The organism is Rickettsia endosymbiont of Villa modesta, assembly GCF_964026485.1.
GTDB lineage: Bacteria > Pseudomonadota > Alphaproteobacteria > Rickettsiales > Rickettsiaceae > Rickettsia > Rickettsia asembonensis.
On the sequence record NZ_OZ032157.1, the window covers coordinates 173,176 to 194,022 of the forward strand.

Here is a 20,847-nt window from a genome sequence, read left to right on the forward strand (position 1 = left end):
AACAAGAACCCAACAATGAAAAAATGTATCACAACTTTATTTTATATACTAGACAATTTTTGTGAAATATATGAAGAATGGGAGAAGCAAAAATTAATACCAACAGATAGAAAACGCCGGAGAGAAGGGAATTTAAGCCTTTCAGAGCTTTTAACTATCGTATTATATTTTTATATATCGCCGTGCAAAGATTTTAAGAATTATTATTTATATCACTTATCATATAAATATAGAGGTTATTTTAAATTACCAAGTTATAGTCGAATAATACAATTATGGTCAAGATTAATTCTACCGCTTGGTTATAATGTTGCAACTATTTAGAGGAGAGGAAACAGGAATTTATTGCATAGATTCAACTAAATTATCGATATGTCATACAAAACGTACAAATAGCAATAAAGTATTTAGTGGTATACTTCTTTTACCTGAAGAATTGGTAGTATTAGATATTAATTATCCATAAGAACATTGATTATTCGCTCATCTAAATATTCATTTTCCAACTTTTCAGGTTAAAGAAGTATATACCTTATTTGGGTGTGTTCTATGTACCACAATATCCCACTCTTGAAGCTTCTTCATTACAAGACGCTCATAACCTTCCGTCGATTCTAATACACAAAGCTTAATTTTATTAGAAGCAATAACTGATTTTATAAAATCAGTTATTGCTTCATCTGTATTTTTAATTTTATAATGTTTTTTATTCATAGATATATCTAATGTTGCTTTTGATACATCTATACCTATAAATAACTTGTTTTCTTCTGTCATTTCTGATACCTTGTTAACGTTGTTCAAAGTGCGATTACAGGATTGTAAATTCGATCTCTTCAGGACCATCCTACCGTTCGTACTACAACACTTTGTAGATTATGAGGTGTGTACCTAGATTCCTTCGATCTTTTATGATCCATCCAGTTAAACGGTATCACTCCTTATTTTCTACTCTATACTCTTTTCAATACTTGCTTCAAGATACAATCCAGCATAAAGCGAAATAAATTGAGCTTTTAAAAAAATCTTTGAAGCCAAGATTTTTATATAGTTTTACTTTTTAAATAAAGCTTTTAAAAAGCTTTAAAATACTGGATTCCTGCTTTCGCAGGAATGACATAAAATACCTCTACTTAATACAAAAACCATGCATAAAAATTATCTAGAACAATTACAAAAATTACCGATTACTTTAATTTTACTAATTAGCTTAATTTGCTGTATTGGTTTCATTGTGCTTTATTCTGCAGCGAATAGTAATTTACAACCCTGGGCTTACAAACAAATTATAAATTTTTGTATATTCTTGCCGTTAGCTATTGTTGTTGCATTGATTGATTTGCATATAATCTTCAGATTATCATATATTTTCTATTTTTGTGTACTCGCTTTACTAGTTGCTGTGGAGCTTTTCGGTTCAACTGCTATGGGCGGTAAAAGATGGATTGATATCGGTATAGTTAAGCTTCAGCCTTCCGAACCGATAAAAATTGCCGTTGTACTAATGCTTGCGAGGTATTTCCATTCACTAACAATTGATGATCTAACAAAATTCCATAAAGTTATCATACCGATTATAGGAGTTTTAATACCGGCTTTTCTAATAATTAGAGAACCGGATTTAGGTACGGGAATGATTGTTTTAATTGTTTCGGCAATTATATTTTTTGCAACGGGTTTTAGAATAAAATATTTTATAATACTAGGTCTTGCTGCTCTTATTAGCCTCCCTATTGCTTGGAATATGATGTATGATTATCAAAAAAAACGGGTAATGGTTTTTTTAGATCCCGAACATGATCCGCTCGGTGCTAGCTATAATATTATTCAGTCTAAAATCGCTATAGGTTCAGGTAGCCTATTTGGACGCGGTTTAAATCAAGGTAGCCAAAGCCATTTAGATTTTCTTCCCGAACATCAAACAGATTTTATCTTTGCTACCTTTGCCGAAGAGTTCGGCTTTATGGGAGGAATGTTTTTACTAATATTATATTTTGCACTTATAACTATTTCTTTATTAATTGCTGCAAATTGCCGAGAGATTTTTAGTAAATTAATGGTAATAGGTATTACTTCAATTTTATTTAGTCACGTATTTATTAATATAGCTATGGTTATGGGCTTACTGCCCGTAGTAGGTGTACCTTTACCGTTTATTTCTTACGGCGGAACAATGATGGTATCGATGCTAATCGGCTTTGGGCTTGTGATGAATGCTCAGGTACACGGGCATACCACTTTAAACTAGTTCAATTATAGTTATAAAATTGATAACATAAATTAATAATAAGTTGCACTTCATTTCTTTATTTATCGTATAAAGCGAAAATCCCTATTGACTTTTATTTTAAACAGTATAGATTTCTTTACAATTTAATTTTTTATAAAGAATTTATGTTCGGCTATGAGAAAGCACAAACAAGTTTAAATAGAGAACAAAAACAAGCATTAGGTATTTTGTCTATCGGAACTTTTCTTGAATATTTTGACTTGATGTTATATGTTCATATGTCGGTACTTCTAAATAAAATATTTTTTCCCTAGATAATATACTTCTTTTACCTGAAGAATTGGTAGTATTAGATATTAATTATCCATAAGAACATTGATTATTCGCTCATCTAAATATTCATTTTCCAACTTTTCAAGTTAAAGAAGTATATATCGTCTGCTACCGATAAATCACTATTATTTGCTTTGGTAATTTTGATCGCCATAATCGCTCCCTTATTGTTAATTACTATATGCAACTTAAACCCCATAAACCATCCATAACTACTCATCCCTATTTTAGCTATATACTTCTTTAACTTGAAAAGTTGGAAAATGAATATTTAGATGAGCGAATAATCAATGTTCTTATGGATAATTAATATCTAATACTACCAATTCTTCATGTTGAAGAAGTATAACTGATGGATTACAAGGTAAACTCTTTGGTGATAAGGGATATATTTCTAAGGAAATATTTACTAAATTATTAGGTCGTGGATTACGCTTATTTACAGGAATTAGAAAAGATATGAAGAATCATTTATTGGAAATGGAAGATAAAATACAGCTTAGAAAAAGGTCGTTGGTTGAGTCAGTATTTAATGTCCTAAAAAATAATATGAATCTTGAACACTCAAGGCATCGAGCACCTACTAATGTTTTAGTTCATATTCCAGCTTGTGTTAATGCTTTTAATATTACTAAAACTAATATTTTAAACTCTTTTTTCGATAATCTTAAACTCTTCTTATCCTAAACTGGCGTTATCAAGGTCAAAATTTTTATCTTTCATGTTATTTTTCTTTACAGCACAAAGATGCACTTCTTGCCTAGTTGCTGTATCTTTGGTAGACTTTGTACAATATGCTTTATCTACATATGCAGCACCGGAGCGTGGCATAACGTGTTTAAAACCTTTGCTATCAGTAACATTTGCAGAGGTAACTGCAACCTTATTAATAATCCCTGATTGGATATCAACGCTAACATGTTTTTTATAACCATACCAAAACTTATTACCTCCTTTACAACCAATTTTAGCTTGTTTATCATTCGCAACTTTGGGCAAAGTCTCATTATTTAGCTTGTCATATTTTTGCTTCCTCAACTCATCACGTTCTGTCCAAAGACTAGCTTTTGAGATCAAATGAGAGGCATCTACAAAGGTAAATACCTCGCTCATATAACCTTGCTTTCGTAGTTGTTCTCTAAAGTTTGCAAATATTTTTGATAGTAAGTTAGTACCTATTTTCTTACGTATTTTACTAAACACACTATAATCTGGAGTCGTCTCTGTAAGAGCAAAATCACAAAACCATTTGCCGGCATTACTATCAGCGAAATAACGTTCTAATTCTCGATCAGATAAGTCTTCCATAAATTGTAGAAGTAAACATTTAAATAACCTCAATGCTCCATAGCCTTTATAATTAGCTTCAGTTTCTATCGCTAATAACTCTCTTTCAACTACTTTGAAATTAAATTAACTTTTAAATTTACGATATTGATGTTCCGGGCTAACTAATTCATCTAAACTGACCATTGTTATTTGATGCTCTGACATTTTTTACTTTCTTATTTTTTTATCACATTATAACCTTTTACTCTTCATAGCTCAACACTCCCTGAAAAATATAAAAATAAAATTTCTTCATTGGTAAATGACAATTTTCAAACCATTGTTCCTAATCATTTTAACAACTCTTCATGTTGAAGAAGTATACAATATTCAAAAATTAGCTACTAAAGAAGAAATAGAACATTTTTTAGCAAATTTATTCGGCAGACTCGATAAAGCCGGCTTCTTCAAAGCTCCTGACAAAAAGCCCGCTATGCAGCAAAATATCACTAATATATTGACACGTATCAATAGCCTCTCTTCCCCTGAAGTTCAAACACTGCAAGGCATTATGAAGTCTTTGAATCAATAGCATCTAGTAACTTCTTAAGTTCAGGAACATAATTTCTTATCCGGCTATAGATTTCATCGGCAAGTTTTTTATCGTAAGTATGAGATGTCATATTACGATCAGTAAGCATATAAATCCATAAACTCTCATCATTTATAATACCGTTAACAAAAGCTTCCCTTATCACTTCTTTAGGATAGTGAAGAACTGTGCCTTTTTGAGAAAAATATTCTTTTAAAAACTTCCAAGCGAGTTCAAAAGTAAATTCAAATCTTTGTATAGTGGCATCAATATAAGCCCTATCTGCTGTGACCGGTTTTAAATAGATATCTTCAAGTGTCATAAAAGCTTTACGAAATTTTTCAAGCTTAAGGTTTATTTTTGACATATATAATTTTTTTCTCTTTTAATATATTTTCATAAAGTTCAGAGCTTGTTTTAGTATTTTCAAACCTTACACAATCTATCTTTAAAAGGGTGTCGGCATTCTCTATAATATCCATAACTTTTAGCCATTCTTGATCTGTAATATTAGGGCAGATAATTGCAATATCAATATCGGAACGCTCATCGTTATCCCCTCTAGCACGAGAACCGAAAAGCCATATTGCTTCAACGAATGATAAAGACTTTAACTTCTCAATAAATATATATGATTTTATATCTTTATCCATATAATTACCAGCTTTTGGTTAAAGATTTAATAATTTTAGCTACTCTTTCTGCTTCATTTAAAGGTTGGTAGCTATATTCTTCTAGCATTGTTACGGACTCATCAAAAGTTTTTGCTATTTTCTGCTCTACTAACTGCTTTATAAAAATCTTATGCTTTGAGGAATTAAAGTTTGGTGGGCAGAATATATAAAGAGGCTTGCCGCTTGAAGCTGCTTCACTGCACATTGAAATCGAGTCGGCTGTAGAGATTATATATTTTGCATTAGCAAGCATAAATATATAAGGATTATAGCCTGCGTCTTCGTTCGGGTCATAAATAATTGTAGAAGACGGCATATTATTTTTAATAATTGATTTTACAGCTTGTGGTGTACGTCTGCTGAAACTAATGAAAAACGGTATTTGTTGATTAGTAGATATTTTATTTAATAATGAAGAAAATAAAACTGCTTCATCTTCGTTGAAGTTAAATTTTTTGTTATTCCCACCGATTATCACGGCAATAAAATGTTTAAGATCAGGATAATGTTTTTGGAGTTCAAAGTTCGCGGCGGTGAACTTTTCGGTTACGTTGTTGATAGCTCCGTTGATGGGAATTGTCATTCCGCGACTTGATCGCGGAATCCAGTCTTCTTTAATTTTTTTTTGGATACCGTGGTCAAGCCACGGGATGACATTTTGGCTATTACTTGAATCATGATAAGGCAGAATAACGGCATCAAATACATTATAGGGAAGATTAGGTTGCATTATTTGGATTAGCTTAATATCTTTAAATTTCTTTTTTAAATAAAATGCTAAAACTGCCGTTCTTCTGCCGGCGGTAATTATCATGTCAGGTAAAGGTTTTGCCATAATATCTTGTAATAGCTCACTTTTTATATGAATAGGATAATATTTTAGTAAAAAATTCGGTAGCTTAGCTAAGCAATTATATTGCAATTTAATTAAAGTGTAATCTGTAGCTAATTTTGATGTTGTTGTATGGATCGATTTTTCAGTTGTCATCTCGCGACTTGATCGCGGGATCCAGTCTTCTTTAATTTTTTTTTGGATACCGTGGTCAAGCCACGGTATGACACCGGGTGCGTTTTTCGATCCATGCAATAATACCGTTAATTTTTCTGCAAGTGCAATAGCCTGATGCGTGTTGCCTGTTCTATCATCTGCAATAACCCATATTTTCATGATAAATATTCTTTTAAAGGTAATGTTAATAAATCTGTTAGAGGTAGTGATTTATCGCAAGCATCGGCTATTTGCGGCATAATCGGGATTTGAGCGATTAAGGGAATATTATATTTTTGCGATAAATGCTCGCCGCTATTATTTTCAAACATATAACTCATATTCTCAATTATTCCCAAAATAGGTAAATTAAGTTTTTGATATAAATCTATAGAACGTATTACATCTATTTCTGATATTTTTTGCGGTGTTGTTACGATTATTACGCCGTCTAAATGATAATTCTCTAAAAGGCTTAAATGAATATCACCAGTTCCCGGCGGCATATCGATAATTAGATAATCTAAATTATCCCATTTTGTTACTGATAATAATTGATAAATGGTCTTACTAGCCATAGGACCACGCCAAATAATTGCCGAATGGTCTTTAACAAAAAAGCCTATAGAAATAACTTGGATGCTTTTTACCGTTATCGGTATTATTCGTCCATCTGTTGTTTTCGGTACTTCGTTAATGCCGAATATATGCGGAATTGATGGACCGTAAATATCCGCATCCACTATCCCGACGCGGTAATTTTCTAGACTTAACTGCTGAGCAATAAGAGCCGATATTGTAGATTTTCCGACTCCGCCTTTACCTGACGCTACTAAGATAATTTTTTTTACGTTTTCTACAAAATATTTTGGTTTTTGAGCTTTTTTCTCCATCGGTTTACTTTCGGTAAAAACAATTGTTATTTTATTTATTTCCGAAATCTCATTAAGCTTATCAATTGCTTTAGTTTTTATTTCTTCGGCTTCTAACTTGTTTTTACCTGATATATCTATGGAAAAACCTATATTATTACCCTTAATTATAATATCCGATATAACTTTATTTAAAAAAGTACCATCTTTAAAGATAATATGCTGAAGTTTATCGATAATTTGCTTTTGGTGTAAATCCGCCATAATTAAATTTCCTTTTTAAGGCTGTTTAAGTTCGTAACTTGACGTTATATGCTATAATATATATAATCACTTAATCCTTAAAATAATATAAAAAAGCAAATGCTTAGTAAAAAATATAGCTCGATTTTAAAAAAATCCCCATGGAAAGATTTTGATGCTAATAAAGATGATAACATATTCACAAGACCGCGTAAAAATCAATTTAATTTTGATAAATTTCAATTCCAGTTTAATTTCAATGCTAAAACAATAATTTTAGCTGTTGTCGCAGTGATTGCTTTATGGCTTGCTTCGGGTATTTATGAAATAAAAGAAGGTGAAGAAGCAGCGGTAATAAGATTTGGACGTTTTGTGCGTAAGGGCTACCCCGGGCTTAATTATCATTTGCCTGCCCCTTTTGAAAAGATAATAGTTGAGAAAGTTAAACAATCACGCCGAATTGAGATTGGTTATCGTACAAATAGCTCGGCACGTAGCGGTGGCGATAATACTAAAAATATTGCCGGTGAAAGTATAATGCTTACCGGTGATGAAAATATCGTTGCTTTAAATTGTGACGTAATGTGGCATATTAATAACCTCGAAGATTTTATTTTTAACGTACAAAGACCTGAAGAAACAGTAAAAGCAACAGTAGAAAGTGCTGTTAGAGAAGTAATAGGCAATACTCCTATTTCTTGGGTATTATCTGATCAAAAGCAAGAAATTACTTACAAAATAGAAAAATTAGCACAAAAGATACTGGATAGTTATAATGCCGGTGTTATGATTGAGAAAGTACAATTATTAAAAGCCGAGCCGCCTGCCGAAGTAATAGACGCTTATAGAGACGTGCAAACTTCAAAGGCAGATAAAGAGAAAGAAATAAATCAAGCTCAAGCCTATAATAATAAGATTTTGCCGGAAGCTAGAGGAGCGGCCGCAAAGATTATACAAGAAGCAGAAGGTTATAAAGAAGAAGTTATATCAAAAGCAGAAGGTGATAGCCAAAGATTTAATGCTATTTATAAACAATATACTATAGGTAGGCAAGTAACTAGAGATAGGTTATATTTAGAAGTAGTCGAAGAGATATTAGGCGGTTCAAATAAAACGATTATTAATAATGCACTACTACCGCATATGGCTATTAAACCGTAGTGTACTATGCATTCTGCGTGGATACCGATGTCATTCGCACGTATGCGGGAATCCAATTTGTCATACCGTGGCTTGACCACGGTATCCAAAAAAATAAAAAAGACTGGATCCCGCGATCAAGTTAGCTAGGATGACACTATGACAGCATAGAATATAAAAACACAACAAGGAATATTAAATGCAACATAAGATCTATTATATAATTTTTACAATTGTTTTTGGGCTGATACTGATTTTTAGCTCCTTATTTTCAGTTGACCAACGCCAATCTGCTGTAGTATTCCAGTTTGGTGAAGCAGTTAGGACTATAGAAAATCCAGGACTAAATATTAAAATCCCGTTTATTCAAAATGTTGAATTTTTTGATACACGTCTTTTAGATGTTGAGGTTGAGGCAAAAGAATTAACGGCTACCGACGGTAAACGAGTTATTGTTGATGCTTATGCCAAATTCCAAATTAATAATCCCGTAATGTTTTATAAAACGGTACATGATTATCAAGGTGTGAAAATTAGGTTGACTCGTAATCTTGAATCGTCAATGCGTAAAGTGATAGGTAAAATTTCGCTAAGTAGTCTTTTAAGTCAAGAGCGTAGTAATGTAATGCTAAATATCTTAAATCAAGTAGACGGAGAAGCTAAAAGCTTTGGAATTGATGTTGTAGATGTTAGAATTTTAAGAGCAGATTTACCGAAAGAAAATAGTGCGGCTATTTATCGCCGTATGCAAACGGCACGTGAAAAAGAAGCGACCCAAATTAGAGCAGAAGGACAGGAAGAAAGCGTGCGTATCCGTTCAAAAGCAGATAAAGAAAGTAAAATAATACTTGCTAAAGCTTATCGAGATGCACAAATTATCAAAGGTGACGGCGATGAGAAAGCGGCAAAAATATATAATTCCGCTTATTCCGTCGATCCGGAATTTTATAAATTTTATAGATCACTTTTAGTATATAAAAATTCTTTAAAGAAAGAAGATACTAATTTTGTGATTTCACCTGAGGCTGAAGTTTTAAAATACCTTAATTTAACTAAGTAGTATGATGAATCTGAAAATAGTTCTTGTTATAATAGTTTTAATATCAAGTAACATTGTTCTAGCAAAAGAAAATAGTAAATCTTTAAAAGTAGCGGAGCAAGAAGAGAATGAATTTACGGCAATAAATTCTGCTCCTTTAAAAGTAAGTGAAGCTGCCCGTTATAGCTTTGCTGATATAGTTGAGCCGTTAATTCCTGCAGTCGTTAATATTTCAACAATAGAATATGTTAATAGTAAGTCGGAAAATGCTGAGAAAGATCCGCTGCAAGAAAAAAAGCCTTTAGACGTCATTAATGATTTTTTAGAAAAGCTTAATATACCGCTGAATTTGGAAGAGGTCGATCAAACTCTTAAAAGCGTTCCGCTTGGTTCAGGGTTTATTATTGAGCCTAACGGTTTAATAGTGACAAACTATCATGTAATTGCAAATGTTGATAAAATTAATATAAAACTTGCAGATAATACCGAATTATCGGCTAAATTAATAGGTAGCGATACTAAAACCGATTTAGCTCTCTTAAAAATAGATAGTGAGGAACCGTTACCGTTTGTTGAGTTTGGAGATTCAAATGATGCAAGAGTAGGAGACTGGGTTATTGCAATCGGTAATCCATTCGGTAATCTAGGCGGTACGGTGACAAGCGGTATTATTTCCTCTAAAGGGCGGGATATCGATATAGATACGGATAATATAGTCGATAATTTTATTCAAACGGATGCTGCAATTAATAACGGTAATTCCGGCGGTCCTATGTTTAATTTGGATCAGAAAGTAATAGGCGTAAATACGGCAATTTTTTCACCGCTCGGTACTAATATAGGTATTGGTTTTGCAATACCGTCAAATACTGCAAAGCCCATAATCGAACGTCTTAAGAAAGATGGAAAAGTAAGTAGAGGACGCCTTGGAGTAACAATACAAGATTTAACCGAGGAAATTTCTGAAGGGTTAGGGCTTAAAGATACTAGGGGGGTGTTAGTAGCTAAAGTACAAGAAGACGGTCCAGGTGATAAAGCAGGAATTAAAACAGGTGATATAATAATAGAGTTTGCAGATATACCGGTTAAAAATACTAAAAAATTACGTGTAATTATTGCAGATGCTCCTATTGATCAGGAAGTAAAAGTAAAAATACTTCGCGAGAAAAAAGAGCTTGAATTACCTATTAAAATTACTTCAGATAATGAAGAAGTTACCAAAGATTCTACAGAAGAGACCAATAAAGAAGAAATAACAAACAAAGAAGAAAGTAATTTATCTATTACTAAAAATAATATTACTTTTAGTAATTTGACTGAAGAATTAAGACAACAATATAATATTCCGAGCGATAAAGCGGGAATAGTTATAACCAATATTGATGAAGAAGAAAGTAGCTTCAAAATTGGCGATCTGATAACCAATATTAATCAGGAAAGCATAGACAATATAAGTAAGCTAGAAGCATTATATGAAAATGCAAAAAAATCGAATAAGCAAAATATTTTGCTCTTGATTGAAAGGGGCGATACAAGTGTATTCGTGCCGTTATCGGTGGTGTGATTAAATGTCATACCGTGGCTTGACCACGGTATCCAATATTTTTTAATTTTTAACTAGATACCGTGGTCAAGCCACGGTATGACACCTAAATAATTATGAATGAAAAAATAGCAATTTTAAGTGCATATAGTTTTGTTAATATAGAAGAACCAGCGAATTTGATACCGAAACTTTTGCTTATTGGTAAAAGAAAATATGTTAGAGGTACTATTTTATTAGCTAACGAAGGTTTTAACGGTTCTTTTTCAGGTTCATACGAAAATGTAAATCTTGTACTTGAAGAATTGATAAAGATAACCTCTCCCAAAGATGTTAACGTTAAAATAAATTATAGCGATGTTCATCCTTTTCAAAAGCTGAAGATAAGGCTTAAGAAAGAGATTGTAGCCATGAATGTTGAAGATTTGAATGTTGATTTATTTAAAGGTGAATATATAGAGCCGAAAGATTGGGACGAATTTATCACCAAACAAAATGTTATAGTAATAGATACTAGAAATGATTATGAAGTAGAGGTAGGTACATTTAAATCGGCAATTAATCCTAATACTAAAACATTTAAGCAGTTTCCTGCTTGGGTTCAGCAGAATCAAGAATTGCTCAAAGGTAAAAAAATTGCTATGGTTTGTACAGGCGGTATTAGGTGTGAAAAATCCACCAGCTTACTTAAAAGTATAGGTTATGAAGAGGTATATCATTTAAAGGGTGGTATACTGCAATATTTAGAAGATACGCAAAATGAGAATAATTTATGGCAAGGTGAATGTTTCGTCTTTGATGATAGGAGAGCAGTTGCGGATAATTTGTCACCCGCTGAAGGGCATTGGTTACAGAGATAGATGTCATTGACCTAGTGGTGTAGCATGTCATTCCCGCGTAGGCGGGAATCCAGAAAAAAAGTATAAATACAGCAAATTTTTGAAATTAAAAGCTCGATTTATCTTGCTTTACGCTGGATTCCCGCTTTTGCGGGAATGACATAACCTTTTTTTATTTATTAGAAATATATGACTAAAACCAAACAAGAAATTTATAATAAGCGTCCGACTTCGCCGCATTTAAGCATATATAAGCCGCAAATTAGTTCTACTTTATCGATTTTGCATCGTATGACCGGCGTAGCTCTATTTTTTGCAGTATCGATTTTGGTATGGTGGCTGATCCTTAGTAAATATGATAATAATTATTTACAACTTGCTAATTGCTGCAGTATAAAAATATGCTTAGTAGCAATGAGCTACGCTTGGTTTTATCATTTATGCAACGGTATTCGGCATTTGTTTTGGGATATCGGTTACGGCTTTTCTATAAAAGCAGTTAATATCACCGGTTGGTGTGTAGTTGTATTTGCTATATTATTAACTATGTTACTATGGGTATAAAAGTATAAATAGTGTGTCATCCCGCGACTTGATCGCGGGATCCAGTTAAAAATACTAATAATATTAGTATTTTTAGTTATTTCTTTGGATTCCGCGATCAAGCCACGGGATGACAATGAGTGTTTTATATGAAGAACTTTTAAAGTAAATTATTTTTATTAATAATGTGTTTTTTGGATACCGCGATCAAGTCGCGGTATGACAGCTTAATATGTTTAGAGAAAATTAATGGTATATGATTTTAAAGCAGAAATTGTAAAAGCAAAAAATAGTGCTTCTGCTAAAAGCGGTTCTCATCATTGGTTATTGCAAAGAGTAACGGGAATTATATTAGCTTTATGTTCTATATGGTTAATATATTTTACGCTAACTAACAAAAATAATGATATAAATATTATTATGTGGGAGCTTAAAAAGCCTTTTAACGTAGTAGCATTGTTAATTACGGTGGCTATTTCGTTGTATCATGCAATGCTTGGTATGCGTGTAGTGATTGAGGATTATGTAAGTTGTCACAAATTACGTAATATATTGATTATAATAGTGCAATCATTTTGCATTGTGACTATTGTAGCTTTTGTAATAGCGATGTTTTATAGGGGGTAAAAATTGTCATACCGCGGCTTGACCGCGGTATCCAGAAAACAGTTTATAGCATTATTGTGTATTGAATTACTGGACCCCGTGGTCAAGCCACGGGGTGACAGGAATAGGCAATTCACGTATCAAAATAATAAAAAATTAATTTAATGACTAAAGCGTATAATATCATACATCATAAATTTGACGTAGTAGTTGTAGGTGCAGGCGGAGCTGGTCTTCGTTCTGCATTCGGTATGGCTAAAGAAGGGCTAAATACCGCCTGTATAACTAAGTTGTTTCCAACCCGTAGTCATACTGTGGCTGCTCAGGGCGGAATCAGTGCAGCTCTTGGGAATATGGGCGAAGATGATTGGCGTTGGCATATGTATGATACGGTGAAAGGTTCAGACTGGTTAGGTGATCAGGATGCCATCGAGTATATGTGCAAGAATGCTCCCGATGCAATTTTAGAGCTTGAGCATTACGGGGTACCTTTTTCAAGAACCGAAGAGGGAAAAATTTACCAACGCCCTTTTGGCGGTATGACAACAGAGTACGGTAAAGGAAAAGCGGCTCAGCGTACATGTGCTGCGGCAGATCGTACAGGGCATGCCATACTTCATACGTTATATCAGCAGTCACTAAAGCATAAAGTGCAGTTTTTTGTTGAGTATTTTGCTATTGATTTATTGATGGAAGACGGTGAATGTAGAGGCGTAGTTGCGTGGAATTTAGATGATGGGAGTCTGCATTGTTTTAGAGCTCATAATGTAGTGCTTGCAACAGGCGGATACGGGCGTGCTTATTTTTCAGCAACGTCTGCTCACACTTGTACGGGTGATGGGGGCGGTATGGCGATTAGAGCAGGTTTGCCGCTGCAAGATATGGAGTTTGTACAGTTCCATCCGACAGGCATATATTCGGCGGGCTGTCTTATTACCGAGGGAGCTAGAGGTGAAGGGGGGTATCTCGTTAATGCAAATGGAGAGCGTTTTATGGAGCGTTACGCTCCTGCTGCAAAGGATTTAGCTTCAAGAGACGTAGTTTCCAGAGCGATGACTATCGAGATTCGTGAAGGGCGAGGAGTCGGCGAGCATAAAGATCATGTATTCCTGCATTTAAATCATTTACCGCCTGAGATTTTACATAGCCGTTTGCCAGGTATTTCTGAGACGGCTAAAATTTTTGCCGGTGTTGATGTTACTAAAGAGCCGATACCGGTACTTCCTACAGTTCATTATAATATGGGCGGGATACCGACTAATTACCACGGTCAAGTCATTATTAAAGACGGCACTAATCATAATAGCGTAGTAAAAGGCCTTATGGCAATTGGTGAAGCGGCTTGTGTATCGGTACACGGTGCTAATCGATTAGGTTCAAACTCTTTACTTGATTTAGTAGTATTCGGTAGAAGTAGTGCTTTAAAAGCAGCTGAGCTTATTAGTCCAGCGAGTCCCCATAAGCCTATAAAAGAGGCAAGTCTTGAAAAAATTATAAATAGATTTGATAAAGTCCGTCACGCTAACGGTAATATTGTAGTTGCAGATTTAAGGCTTAAAATGCAAAGAACTATGCAAAGCCACGCTTCGGTATTTAGAACTCAAGAAGTACTAGATGAAGGAGCAGGAATGATTAGCGAAATAAGAAGCGGCTATAAAGATATAAAAATTAACGATAAATCTTTAATTTGGAATAGTGATTTAGTGGAGGCTTTAGAGCTAGATAATCTACTTGATCAAGCTTTGGTAACGGTATATTCGGCAGCTGCAAGAAAAGAAAGTAGAGGAGCTCATGCTAGGGAAGATTATCCTGATCGTAATGATGGAGATTGGATGAAACATACTCTTAGCTCTATCGATGAAGCAGGTAAAGTAGTTCTTGATTATAAACCTGTAACGCTAACCACTTTAACCGATGAGATAAGTGTAATTCCACCGGCAAAAAGAGTGTATTAATGTATATACTCGGTGAATTTCAAAAATTGGCGTCGTTGTTTCGTAGATACTAGCGAGAAGCGAAGCGATGTGGCAATCCAGAAACCTTTAATGTCATTCCCGCGTAGGCGGGGATCCAGAAAAAAAGTATAAATACAGCAAATTTTTGAAATTAAAAGTTCGATTTAGCTCGCTTTATGCTGGATCCCCGCCTACGCGGGAATGACATCGACAGTCATTTAACAAGGCAAACAATACTATATAACTAAACAAAATGTTTGAGTATTTAATAAAATTTTATCCAAAAATCCTTTTTATTGTAGAGGGGACTTTAGTAACTTTAAAATATAGCGTTATTGCCGTTATATTCGGTTTAGTAATAGGGATGTTGCTCGCTATTTGTAAGGTAAATAAGAATCGTGCTTTAAGGCTTTTTGCAAATTTCTATACTTCTATTTTCAGAGGTACTCCTTTATTAATTCAATTAAGTATTATTTATTTTGCTTCACCTTATATAATAGGCGTTAAATTTAGTGTGTTTATGGCGGGAGCTATTTCTTTTTCCCTTAATTCGGGAGCATATGTTTCCGAAGTAATCAGGGCGGGGATTAATGCAGTTGATAAAGGGCAGTTTGAAGCGGCTGAAGCTCTTGCTATTCCAAAGTTTTTAATAATGAAAGATATAATTCTGCCGCAAGCAGTTAAAAATATTTTTCCGTCATTAGTAAATGAGCTTGTAAATTTGATTAAAGAATCAGCCATTATTTCTATGCTTGGAGAAATGGATTTAATGCGTAGAGCACAAATTGTATCAATTGAAACATATAATTATTTTTTTCCAATGCTTATTGCTGCGTGCTGTTATTATATTCTAGTGATGTTAATCAGCTTTATAGCAAAAATAATTGAGAAAAAAATGATTGTTAATTAAAACATACTTGCTTTTATGGAAAAAGTAATTATAATTTAAATTTAGTGTAATTTACAAATTCTTATAATTTGTATTTAGAAATGATTTAAAACAAAGGGTGGAAGTATTTTTTCACCCTTTAATTATCGTATATATAAGTTTTTTTGGAGTATTTTTTTTTAATGCCGACATATAATCAATTAGTACGTTTTGGGAGAAAGTCAAAAACTCGTAAGACCAAAGCTCCTGCCTTAGAATCTAATCCTTTTAAAAGTGGTGTTTGCCTAGTTGTAAAAACCGTTACCCCTAAAAAGCCTAACTCTGCACTTCGTAAGATTGCAACGGTGCGTTTAAGTAATAAAAGAACAGTAAATGCATATATTCCCGGTGAAAAGCATAGTGTAAAGGAGCATGATAGGGTATTAGTAAGAGGCGGTCAGGTTCCTGATCTTCCGGGTGTGAAATATCATATCGTACTCGGTGCATATGATATTGCTGGAGTTAAAGGACGTAAGCAAGGTCGTTCACGTTATGGTGCTCCTCGTAAACAAGTTGCAGTTACAAAAAAATAAATTATTAGTTAGAGAGAAAAAATAAAATGTCACGTCGTCACGCCGCTGAAAAGCGAGTAATTTTACCTGATATGAAATATAACAGTATTTTACTGTCAAGATTTATCAATAATATTATGAAAGAAGGGAAGAAAGCCCTTGCAGAAAAAATTGTTTATTCAGCCTTTAATAAAATTGAAAAGAAGCATAGAGTCGATCCGTATCAAACCTTTAATAATGCTATGCATAACGTGAAGCCGCATTTAGAAGTAACTTCGGTTAGGGTTGGAGGAGCTAATTATCAAGTTCCTACGCATGTTGATGAAAGAAGAGGATATGCTCTTGCTAGCCGTTGGATTATTAATGCTGCGTCAAAACGTTCTGAAAAAATGATGATTGATAAACTTGCTGAAGAGCTGTTTGAAGCTTCTAATAATAGAGGCGTCGCCATTAAGAAGAAAGAAGATACTCATAAAATGGCTGAAGCTAATAAAGCTTTCTCTCATTTTAGCCCTAAAAAAATGAAATAAGGTAGGGGATATAATGAGTAAAATAAATAAACTTGAGCATATTCGTAATATCGGGATATGTGCTCACATTGATGCCGGTAAAACCACAACTACCGAACGTATTTTATATTATACCGGTAAATCGCATAAAATAGGTGAAGTTCATGAGGGCGGTGCTACCATGGACTGGATGGAGCAGGAGCAAGAACGCGGTATAACCATTACCTCAGCTGCTACTACTTGTAGATGGCAAGATAAGATAATTAATATTATCGATACTCCCGGACACGTTGATTTTACTATCGAAGTAGAGCGTTCGCTTCGTGTTCTTGACGGTGCGGTTGCAGTATTTGACGGTGTAGCAGGTGTTGAACCTCAGTCTGAAACGGTTTGGAGGCAAGCAGATAAATATAATGTTCCTAGAATGTGTTTTGTCAATAAAATGGACAGAATGGGAGCAGATTTTTATAGATGCGTTGAAATGATCAAAGATCGTTTAGGAGCAAAACCGCTTGTTATTCAATTGTCTGTAGGTATTGAAGAAAATTTTAAAGGTATAATTGATCTTGTTAAAATGAAAGCAGTGATTTGGAAAGATGAATCACTTGGTGCTGAGTATTTTGAAGAAGATATACCTGCCGATATGAAAGACAAGGCTAAAGAATATCGTGCTAAATTACTTGATATGGTTGTTGAGTTAGATGATCGCGTCATGGAAAAATATTTATCAGGTGAAGAAGTAACAGAAGAAGAGATTAAAAGATTAATCAGAAAAGGTACTATTTCAGCAGCATTTTATCCAGTTTTATGCGGTAGTGCTTTTAAAAATAAAGGAGTACAGCCTTTACTTGACGCTGTAGTAGATTTCCTACCTTCGCCTATTGATATAGGTATAGTAAAAGGTATGGAAGTAAGTACCGGTGAAGAAAAAGATTTTCCTATTTCGGTAACTGAGCCTTTTGCAGCTTTAGCATTTAAAATTATGAATGACCCGTTTGTCGGTTCATTAACTTTTATTAGAATATATTCAGGTAAAATTGCTTCAGGAACAACTGTTATTAATACCGTAAAGAATAAAAGAGAAAAAATCGGTAGAATGCTATTAATGCATGCTAATAATCGTGAAGACGTAAAAGAAGCGTCAGCAGGTGATATAGTAGCTTTAGCAGGTCTTAAAGATACTACTACCGGTGATACGTTATCTGATATGGATAAGCAAGTAATCTTAGAAAGAATGGAATTTCCGGAGCCGGTAATTGAGCTTGCGGTAGAACCTAAATCAACAGCCGATCAAGAAAAAATGAGTCTTGCACTTTCTCGTTTAGCAGCTGAAGATCCATCATTTAGAGTTTCAACGGATCATGAAACAGGACAAACAGTGATAAAAGGAATGGGAGAACTCCATTTAGAAATTATCATTGATCGTATGAGAAGAGAGTTTAAGGTTGAAGCAAATATTGGAGCTCCTCAAGTAGCATATCGTGAAACTATAACAAAAGCTTGCGAAATCGATTATACCCATAAGAAACAATCCGGCGGTGCAGGACAATTTGCTCGTGTAAAAATTATTTTTGAGCCTCTAAAAGAGGTAAAAGATCTAAAAGATGAAGATAAAAATAAAACTTTTGTCTTTGAAAGTAAAATCGTCGGTGGTGCCGTGCCTAAAGAATATATACCGGGTGTTGAAAAAGGTTTAAATAATATTAGAGAAACTGGTGTTATTGCCGGTTATCCTATGATTGATTTTAAAGCAACTTTAGTTGACGGTGCGTTTCATGATGTAGATTCTAGTGTACTTGCGTTTGAAATTGCTGCAAAGGCAGCCTTTAGAGAAGGGATGCCGAAAGGTAATCCTAAATTACTTGAGCCTGTTATGAAAGTTGAAGTTATCACTCCTGATGAATATATGGGTGATATTATAGGCGATTTAAATAGTCGTAGAGGGCAAATTCAAAGCATGGATCCAAGAGGGAATGCTCAAGTAGTTACTGCGAATGTTCCGTTAGCGGAAATGTTTGGTTATGTTAATACGCTTAGGTCTTTATCTCAAGGTAGAGCTCAGTTTAGTATGATATTCTCTCATTATGATCAAGTGCCGAGTCAGGTAGCTGATATTATTAAAGCTAAAAAATAATTGATGGATCTAATTAGATATAATTAATGTCATGTTTTGCAAAGATAAATGTTGTTTTACCATGACAGCTTATAAATTAGAAGTACCGATTATTATAGTAATTTTTTAATAATAACAAATATTTTTAATAAATTTATTGATTTTTTATTAAAAATATGATAGGAGTGTAGCTCAATTGGTAGAGCACCGGTCTCCAAAACCGGAGGTTGCGGGTTCGATGCCTGTCGCTCCTGCCATTATAGGTTTAGAGCTTTTTTGCTATAAAATATAGAATTTTTACAAAATTTGCTTATAGAGAAAAATTTAAAAGAGATACTTCACCTCGAATCACAACGTACATGCTAGTATGTGAGAATTTCAGTGCTGGATCATTGTCTCAATTACCTCTAGAAGTAGAATTTTGTAAGAAGTCTAATAAATTACCTAACAAAAACATGTTTAAAGAATATAAAATTTATAAGTTTTTTGAACAAGTGAAACAAGAAACTTATAAGGTAGTTTGGCCAACTAGAAAAGAGCTTGTTGCTTCAACATTAGTAGTGGTAGTAGCAGTTTTTATTTTTAGCCTAATTTGTTTGGTACTTGATTATAGTATACATAACATAATGCAGCTTTTGCTTAATATCGGCAAATAGTATAAGGAATAAATTGTGACAGCACAGAGTATAGATAATATATTGCCTTCTTCTGAAAAAAATGTAAAGCAGTGGTATGTAGTACATACGGCATCAGGAGCAGAGAAACGCATTAAAGAAGATATGCTTAGAAGAATCGCTAAACAGAAAATGACGGATTTTTTTGAAGATATATTAATACCTGTTTTTGGAGTTTCTGAAGTTAAACGCGGTAAAAATGTCAAGGTAGAAAAAAAACTAATGCCGAGTTATATCTTGATAAAGATGAATATGACTGATAAATCTTGGCATTTAGTAAAAAATATACCAGGAGTAACCGGCTTTTTAGGAAGCAAGACCACACCAAAAGCTCTTACGGAAAGCGAAATACAGAATATTTTTAATAATTTGGAAGCAGAAGCTAAAGAAGCAAAGAATTCTAAATTGTATGAAGTTGGTGAAATAGTGACTGTTACAGACGGTCCTTTTGAAACTTTCACCGGTACGGTAGAAGAAATAGATCAGGAAAAAAATAGGTTAAAAGTTTCAGTATCAATATTTGGTAAAGCAACTCCAATAGAACTAAATTTTAACCAAGTAAAGAAAAATGATTAAAAGCCGATAGTATTTTTAGAATACTAAATAAAATGAAGAGTAAGAAAAATAAATAAATTTTTAATAAAAGTGAAAACCGCTTTTCATTTTCATTACTCATTATTTAAAACTTCTTCAAAAAAAGAAGTATATGTCTAATTAGGACTAAAGTGCAATATATAAACTACCTCTACGTAAGAGTGTTATAAAGTAATATTAATTTAAGAGAAAAATAAGGATATTTATAAATGTCTCAGAAAGCAATAAAAGGTTATATTAACTTGATAATTCCGGCCGGCGGAGCCACTCCTGCTCCTCCTATAGGACCGGCCCTTGGGCAAAGAAAAGTTAATATTAAAACATTTTGTGATGAATTTAATAATAGTACAAAAGATACGGAAAAAGGAGTACCTTTACCGACTTTAATTACTGTTTATGAAGATAGTAGTTTTTCTTTTAAAATAAAAACTCCTCCTGCTTCTTATTTTTTAAAGAAATATGCTAAAATTACTAAAGGTTCTAGTGCTACTAAGAAAGAAGCCGTAGTAGGTAAAGTTACTATGGATGATTGTCGTGAAATTGCAAAGTTAAAAATGCCTGATTTAAATACAAAAGATATTAAAGCAGCAACAAAAATTATTTGTGGTAGTGCTGCATCTATGGGACTTGAAGTGGTAGGGAATTAATTAT

Annotated in this window: 21 protein-coding genes, 1 tRNA gene and 6 pseudogenes; 20 read left to right on the top strand and 8 right to left on the bottom strand. The window is 33.5% G+C overall.

Annotated features, from left to right (window positions below; genetic code table 11):
* Positions 1 to 15 precede the first annotated feature (15 nt).
* Positions 16 to 412 (top strand): annotated as a pseudogene (locus AC5584_RS00935) (transposase); the annotation flags it as partial.
* Between the two features lie 113 nt (positions 413 to 525).
* Here AC5584_RS00935 and AC5584_RS00940 read toward each other — a convergent pair.
* Positions 526 to 777 (bottom strand): annotated as a pseudogene (locus AC5584_RS00940) (IS110 family transposase); the annotation flags it as partial.
* A gap of 370 nt (positions 778 to 1,147) precedes the next feature.
* Between AC5584_RS00940 and rodA the strand changes: the two are divergent.
* Entirely contained in the window at positions 1,148 to 2,248 is a 1,101-nt protein-coding gene (gene rodA, locus AC5584_RS00945) for a rod shape-determining protein RodA (RefSeq protein WP_499216553.1), read from the top strand.
* A gap of 146 nt (positions 2,249 to 2,394) precedes the next feature.
* Positions 2,395 to 2,541, top strand: a pseudogene (locus AC5584_RS00950) (MFS transporter); the annotation flags it as partial.
* Positions 2,542 to 2,675: 134 nt separating this feature from the next.
* Here the strand turns inward: AC5584_RS00950 and AC5584_RS00955 are convergent.
* A pseudogene (locus AC5584_RS00955) lies at positions 2,676 to 2,798 on the bottom strand (transposase); the annotation flags it as partial.
* A 110-nt stretch (positions 2,799 to 2,908) separates the two neighbouring features.
* Here AC5584_RS00955 and AC5584_RS00960 point away from each other — a divergent pair.
* Positions 2,909 to 3,250, top strand: a pseudogene (locus tag AC5584_RS00960) (transposase); the annotation flags it as partial.
* On the opposite strand, the gene AC5584_RS00965 reads toward AC5584_RS00960, so the two are convergent.
* Positions 3,242 to 3,940, bottom strand: a complete 699-nt coding sequence (locus AC5584_RS00965; RefSeq protein ID WP_499217074.1) for a transposase — start codon at positions 3,938 to 3,940, stop codon at positions 3,242 to 3,244. The pseudogene AC5584_RS00960 and the gene AC5584_RS00965 sit on opposite strands and share 9 nt — an antisense overlap.
* Positions 3,941 to 4,205: 265 nt before the next feature.
* Here AC5584_RS00965 and AC5584_RS00970 point away from each other — a divergent pair.
* Positions 4,206 to 4,424 (top strand): annotated as a pseudogene (locus AC5584_RS00970) (RNA methyltransferase); the annotation flags it as partial.
* Here AC5584_RS00970 and AC5584_RS00975 read toward each other — a convergent pair.
* The 4 genes from AC5584_RS00975 to AC5584_RS00990 are packed head-to-tail and all read right to left on the bottom strand — an operon-like array spanning position 4,402 to position 7,222.
* Positions 4,402 to 4,791, bottom strand: a complete 390-nt coding sequence (locus tag AC5584_RS00975; protein WP_499216554.1) for a nucleotidyltransferase substrate binding protein — start codon at positions 4,789 to 4,791, stop codon at positions 4,402 to 4,404. The pseudogene AC5584_RS00970 and the gene AC5584_RS00975 overlap by 23 nt on opposite strands.
* Complete coding sequence (locus tag AC5584_RS00980; protein ID WP_499216555.1) at positions 4,772 to 5,077, bottom strand: nucleotidyltransferase domain-containing protein; 306 nt, start codon at positions 5,075 to 5,077, stop codon at positions 4,772 to 4,774. Before AC5584_RS00980 ends, AC5584_RS00975 begins: the two co-directional genes overlap by 20 nt.
* A 4-nt stretch (positions 5,078 to 5,081) precedes the next feature.
* Positions 5,082 to 6,266, bottom strand: coding sequence for a mitochondrial fission ELM1 family protein (locus AC5584_RS00985; protein ID WP_499216556.1), 1,185 nt, complete (start codon positions 6,264 to 6,266; stop codon positions 5,082 to 5,084).
* A complete protein-coding gene (locus AC5584_RS00990; RefSeq protein ID WP_499216557.1) occupies positions 6,263 to 7,222 on the bottom strand; it encodes an Mrp/NBP35 family ATP-binding protein in 960 nt (319 codons plus the stop codon). Before AC5584_RS00990 ends, AC5584_RS00985 begins: the two co-directional genes overlap by 4 nt.
* Before the next feature lie 99 nt (positions 7,223 to 7,321).
* Here AC5584_RS00990 and hflK point away from each other — a divergent pair, with 99 nt between their 5' ends.
* The 5 genes from hflK (at position 7,322) to sdhC (ending at position 12,326) form a co-directional block, all read left to right on the top strand.
* Entirely contained in the window at positions 7,322 to 8,362 is a 1,041-nt protein-coding gene (gene hflK / locus AC5584_RS00995) for an FtsH protease activity modulator HflK (protein WP_499216558.1), read from the top strand.
* Positions 8,363 to 8,540: 178 nt separating this feature from the next.
* Entirely contained in the window at positions 8,541 to 9,401 is an 861-nt protein-coding gene (gene hflC, locus AC5584_RS01000) for a protease modulator HflC (protein ID WP_499216559.1), read from the top strand.
* A gap of 1 nt (position 9,402) precedes the next feature.
* Positions 9,403 to 10,944 carry a Do family serine endopeptidase gene (locus AC5584_RS01005; RefSeq protein WP_499216560.1) on the top strand — a complete coding sequence of 514 codons (1,542 nt, stop codon included), beginning with the start codon at positions 9,403 to 9,405 and terminating at the stop codon, positions 10,942 to 10,944.
* Positions 10,945 to 11,039: 95 nt separating this feature from the next.
* Positions 11,040 to 11,783 carry an oxygen-dependent tRNA uridine(34) hydroxylase TrhO gene (trhO, locus tag AC5584_RS01010; protein ID WP_499216561.1) on the top strand — a complete coding sequence of 248 codons (744 nt, stop codon included), beginning with the start codon at positions 11,040 to 11,042 and terminating at the stop codon, positions 11,781 to 11,783.
* A gap of 168 nt (positions 11,784 to 11,951) precedes the next feature.
* Positions 11,952 to 12,326 (top strand): succinate dehydrogenase, cytochrome b556 subunit, encoded by a 375-nt coding sequence (gene sdhC / locus AC5584_RS01015; RefSeq protein ID WP_499216562.1) that lies wholly within the window; start codon positions 11,952 to 11,954, stop codon positions 12,324 to 12,326.
* On the opposite strand, the gene AC5584_RS01020 is transcribed toward sdhC, so the two are convergent.
* Positions 12,239 to 12,442 carry a hypothetical protein gene (locus AC5584_RS01020; RefSeq protein ID WP_499217101.1) on the bottom strand — a complete coding sequence of 68 codons (204 nt, stop codon included), beginning with the start codon at positions 12,440 to 12,442 and terminating at the stop codon, positions 12,239 to 12,241. The genes sdhC and AC5584_RS01020 overlap by 88 nt on opposite strands.
* A 112-nt stretch (positions 12,443 to 12,554) precedes the next feature.
* On the opposite strand from AC5584_RS01020, the gene sdhD reads away from it, so the two are divergent.
* From sdhD to rplK, 10 genes are all read left to right on the top strand, one after another.
* Positions 12,555 to 12,932 (top strand): succinate dehydrogenase, hydrophobic membrane anchor protein, encoded by a 378-nt coding sequence (gene sdhD, locus AC5584_RS01025; RefSeq protein ID WP_499216563.1) that lies wholly within the window; start codon positions 12,555 to 12,557, stop codon positions 12,930 to 12,932.
* Between the two features lie 143 nt (positions 12,933 to 13,075).
* A complete protein-coding gene (gene sdhA / locus AC5584_RS01030) occupies positions 13,076 to 14,866 on the top strand; it encodes a succinate dehydrogenase flavoprotein subunit (protein WP_499216564.1) in 1,791 nt (596 codons plus the stop codon).
* 253 nt (positions 14,867 to 15,119) lie between these two features.
* A complete protein-coding gene (locus tag AC5584_RS01035) occupies positions 15,120 to 15,776 on the top strand; it encodes an amino acid ABC transporter permease (protein ID WP_202069661.1) in 657 nt (218 codons plus the stop codon).
* Positions 15,777 to 15,937: 161 nt separating this feature from the next.
* Positions 15,938 to 16,327 (top strand): 30S ribosomal protein S12, encoded by a 390-nt coding sequence (gene rpsL / locus AC5584_RS01040; RefSeq protein WP_499216565.1) that lies wholly within the window; start codon positions 15,938 to 15,940, stop codon positions 16,325 to 16,327.
* Between the two features lie 26 nt (positions 16,328 to 16,353).
* Positions 16,354 to 16,836 (top strand): 30S ribosomal protein S7, encoded by a 483-nt coding sequence (rpsG, locus tag AC5584_RS01045; protein WP_004996646.1) that lies wholly within the window; start codon positions 16,354 to 16,356, stop codon positions 16,834 to 16,836.
* A gap of 13 nt (positions 16,837 to 16,849) precedes the next feature.
* Positions 16,850 to 18,949 (top strand): elongation factor G, encoded by a 2,100-nt coding sequence (gene fusA, locus AC5584_RS01050; protein ID WP_499216566.1) that lies wholly within the window; start codon positions 16,850 to 16,852, stop codon positions 18,947 to 18,949.
* Positions 18,950 to 19,109: 160 nt separating this feature from the next.
* A tRNA-Trp gene (locus AC5584_RS01055) sits at positions 19,110 to 19,185 on the top strand.
* A gap of 198 nt (positions 19,186 to 19,383) precedes the next feature.
* Positions 19,384 to 19,584 carry a preprotein translocase subunit SecE gene (gene secE, locus AC5584_RS01060; protein WP_004996644.1) on the top strand — a complete coding sequence of 67 codons (201 nt, stop codon included), beginning with the start codon at positions 19,384 to 19,386 and terminating at the stop codon, positions 19,582 to 19,584.
* 15 nt (positions 19,585 to 19,599) lie between these two features.
* A complete protein-coding gene (gene nusG, locus AC5584_RS01065; protein ID WP_499216567.1) occupies positions 19,600 to 20,178 on the top strand; it encodes a transcription termination/antitermination protein NusG in 579 nt (192 codons plus the stop codon).
* Positions 20,179 to 20,405: 227 nt separating this feature from the next.
* Positions 20,406 to 20,843: a 50S ribosomal protein L11 gene (rplK, locus tag AC5584_RS01070; protein ID WP_499216568.1), complete on the top strand. Its 438-nt coding sequence runs from the start codon at positions 20,406 to 20,408 to the stop codon at positions 20,841 to 20,843.
* The last annotated feature ends 4 nt before the right edge of the window (positions 20,844 to 20,847 follow it).

What these genes read in the sequence shown, in the direction of transcription:
- rodA (WP_499216553.1), top strand. Translation starts at nt 1,148, where the DNA reads ATGCATAAAAATTATCTAGAACAATTACAAAAATTACCGATTACTTTA.
- AC5584_RS00975 (WP_499216554.1), bottom strand. Translation starts at nt 4,791, where the DNA reads ATGTCAAAAATAAACCTTAAGCTTGAAAAATTTCGTAAAGCTTTTATG.
- AC5584_RS00980 (WP_499216555.1), bottom strand. Translation starts at nt 5,077, where the DNA reads ATGGATAAAGATATAAAATCATATATATTTATTGAGAAGTTAAAGTCT.
- AC5584_RS00985 (WP_499216556.1), bottom strand. Translation starts at nt 6,266, where the DNA reads ATGAAAATATGGGTTATTGCAGATGATAGAACAGGCAACACGCATCAG.
- AC5584_RS00990 (WP_499216557.1), bottom strand. Translation starts at nt 7,222, where the DNA reads ATGGCGGATTTACACCAAAAGCAAATTATCGATAAACTTCAGCATATT.
- hflK (WP_499216558.1), top strand. Translation starts at nt 7,322, where the DNA reads ATGCTTAGTAAAAAATATAGCTCGATTTTAAAAAAATCCCCATGGAAA.
- hflC (WP_499216559.1), top strand. Translation starts at nt 8,541, where the DNA reads ATGCAACATAAGATCTATTATATAATTTTTACAATTGTTTTTGGGCTG.
- AC5584_RS01005 (WP_499216560.1), top strand. Translation starts at nt 9,403, where the DNA reads ATGATGAATCTGAAAATAGTTCTTGTTATAATAGTTTTAATATCAAGT.
- trhO (WP_499216561.1), top strand. Translation starts at nt 11,040, where the DNA reads ATGAATGAAAAAATAGCAATTTTAAGTGCATATAGTTTTGTTAATATA.
- sdhC (WP_499216562.1), top strand. Translation starts at nt 11,952, where the DNA reads ATGACTAAAACCAAACAAGAAATTTATAATAAGCGTCCGACTTCGCCG.
- sdhD (WP_499216563.1), top strand. Translation starts at nt 12,555, where the DNA reads ATGGTATATGATTTTAAAGCAGAAATTGTAAAAGCAAAAAATAGTGCT.
- sdhA (WP_499216564.1), top strand. Translation starts at nt 13,076, where the DNA reads ATGACTAAAGCGTATAATATCATACATCATAAATTTGACGTAGTAGTT.
- AC5584_RS01035 (WP_202069661.1), top strand. Translation starts at nt 15,120, where the DNA reads ATGTTTGAGTATTTAATAAAATTTTATCCAAAAATCCTTTTTATTGTA.
- rpsL (WP_499216565.1), top strand. Translation starts at nt 15,938, where the DNA reads ATGCCGACATATAATCAATTAGTACGTTTTGGGAGAAAGTCAAAAACT.
- rpsG (WP_004996646.1), top strand. Translation starts at nt 16,354, where the DNA reads ATGTCACGTCGTCACGCCGCTGAAAAGCGAGTAATTTTACCTGATATG.
- fusA (WP_499216566.1), top strand. Translation starts at nt 16,850, where the DNA reads ATGAGTAAAATAAATAAACTTGAGCATATTCGTAATATCGGGATATGT.
- secE (WP_004996644.1), top strand. Translation starts at nt 19,384, where the DNA reads ATGTTTAAAGAATATAAAATTTATAAGTTTTTTGAACAAGTGAAACAA.
- rplK (WP_499216568.1), top strand. Translation starts at nt 20,406, where the DNA reads ATGTCTCAGAAAGCAATAAAAGGTTATATTAACTTGATAATTCCGGCC.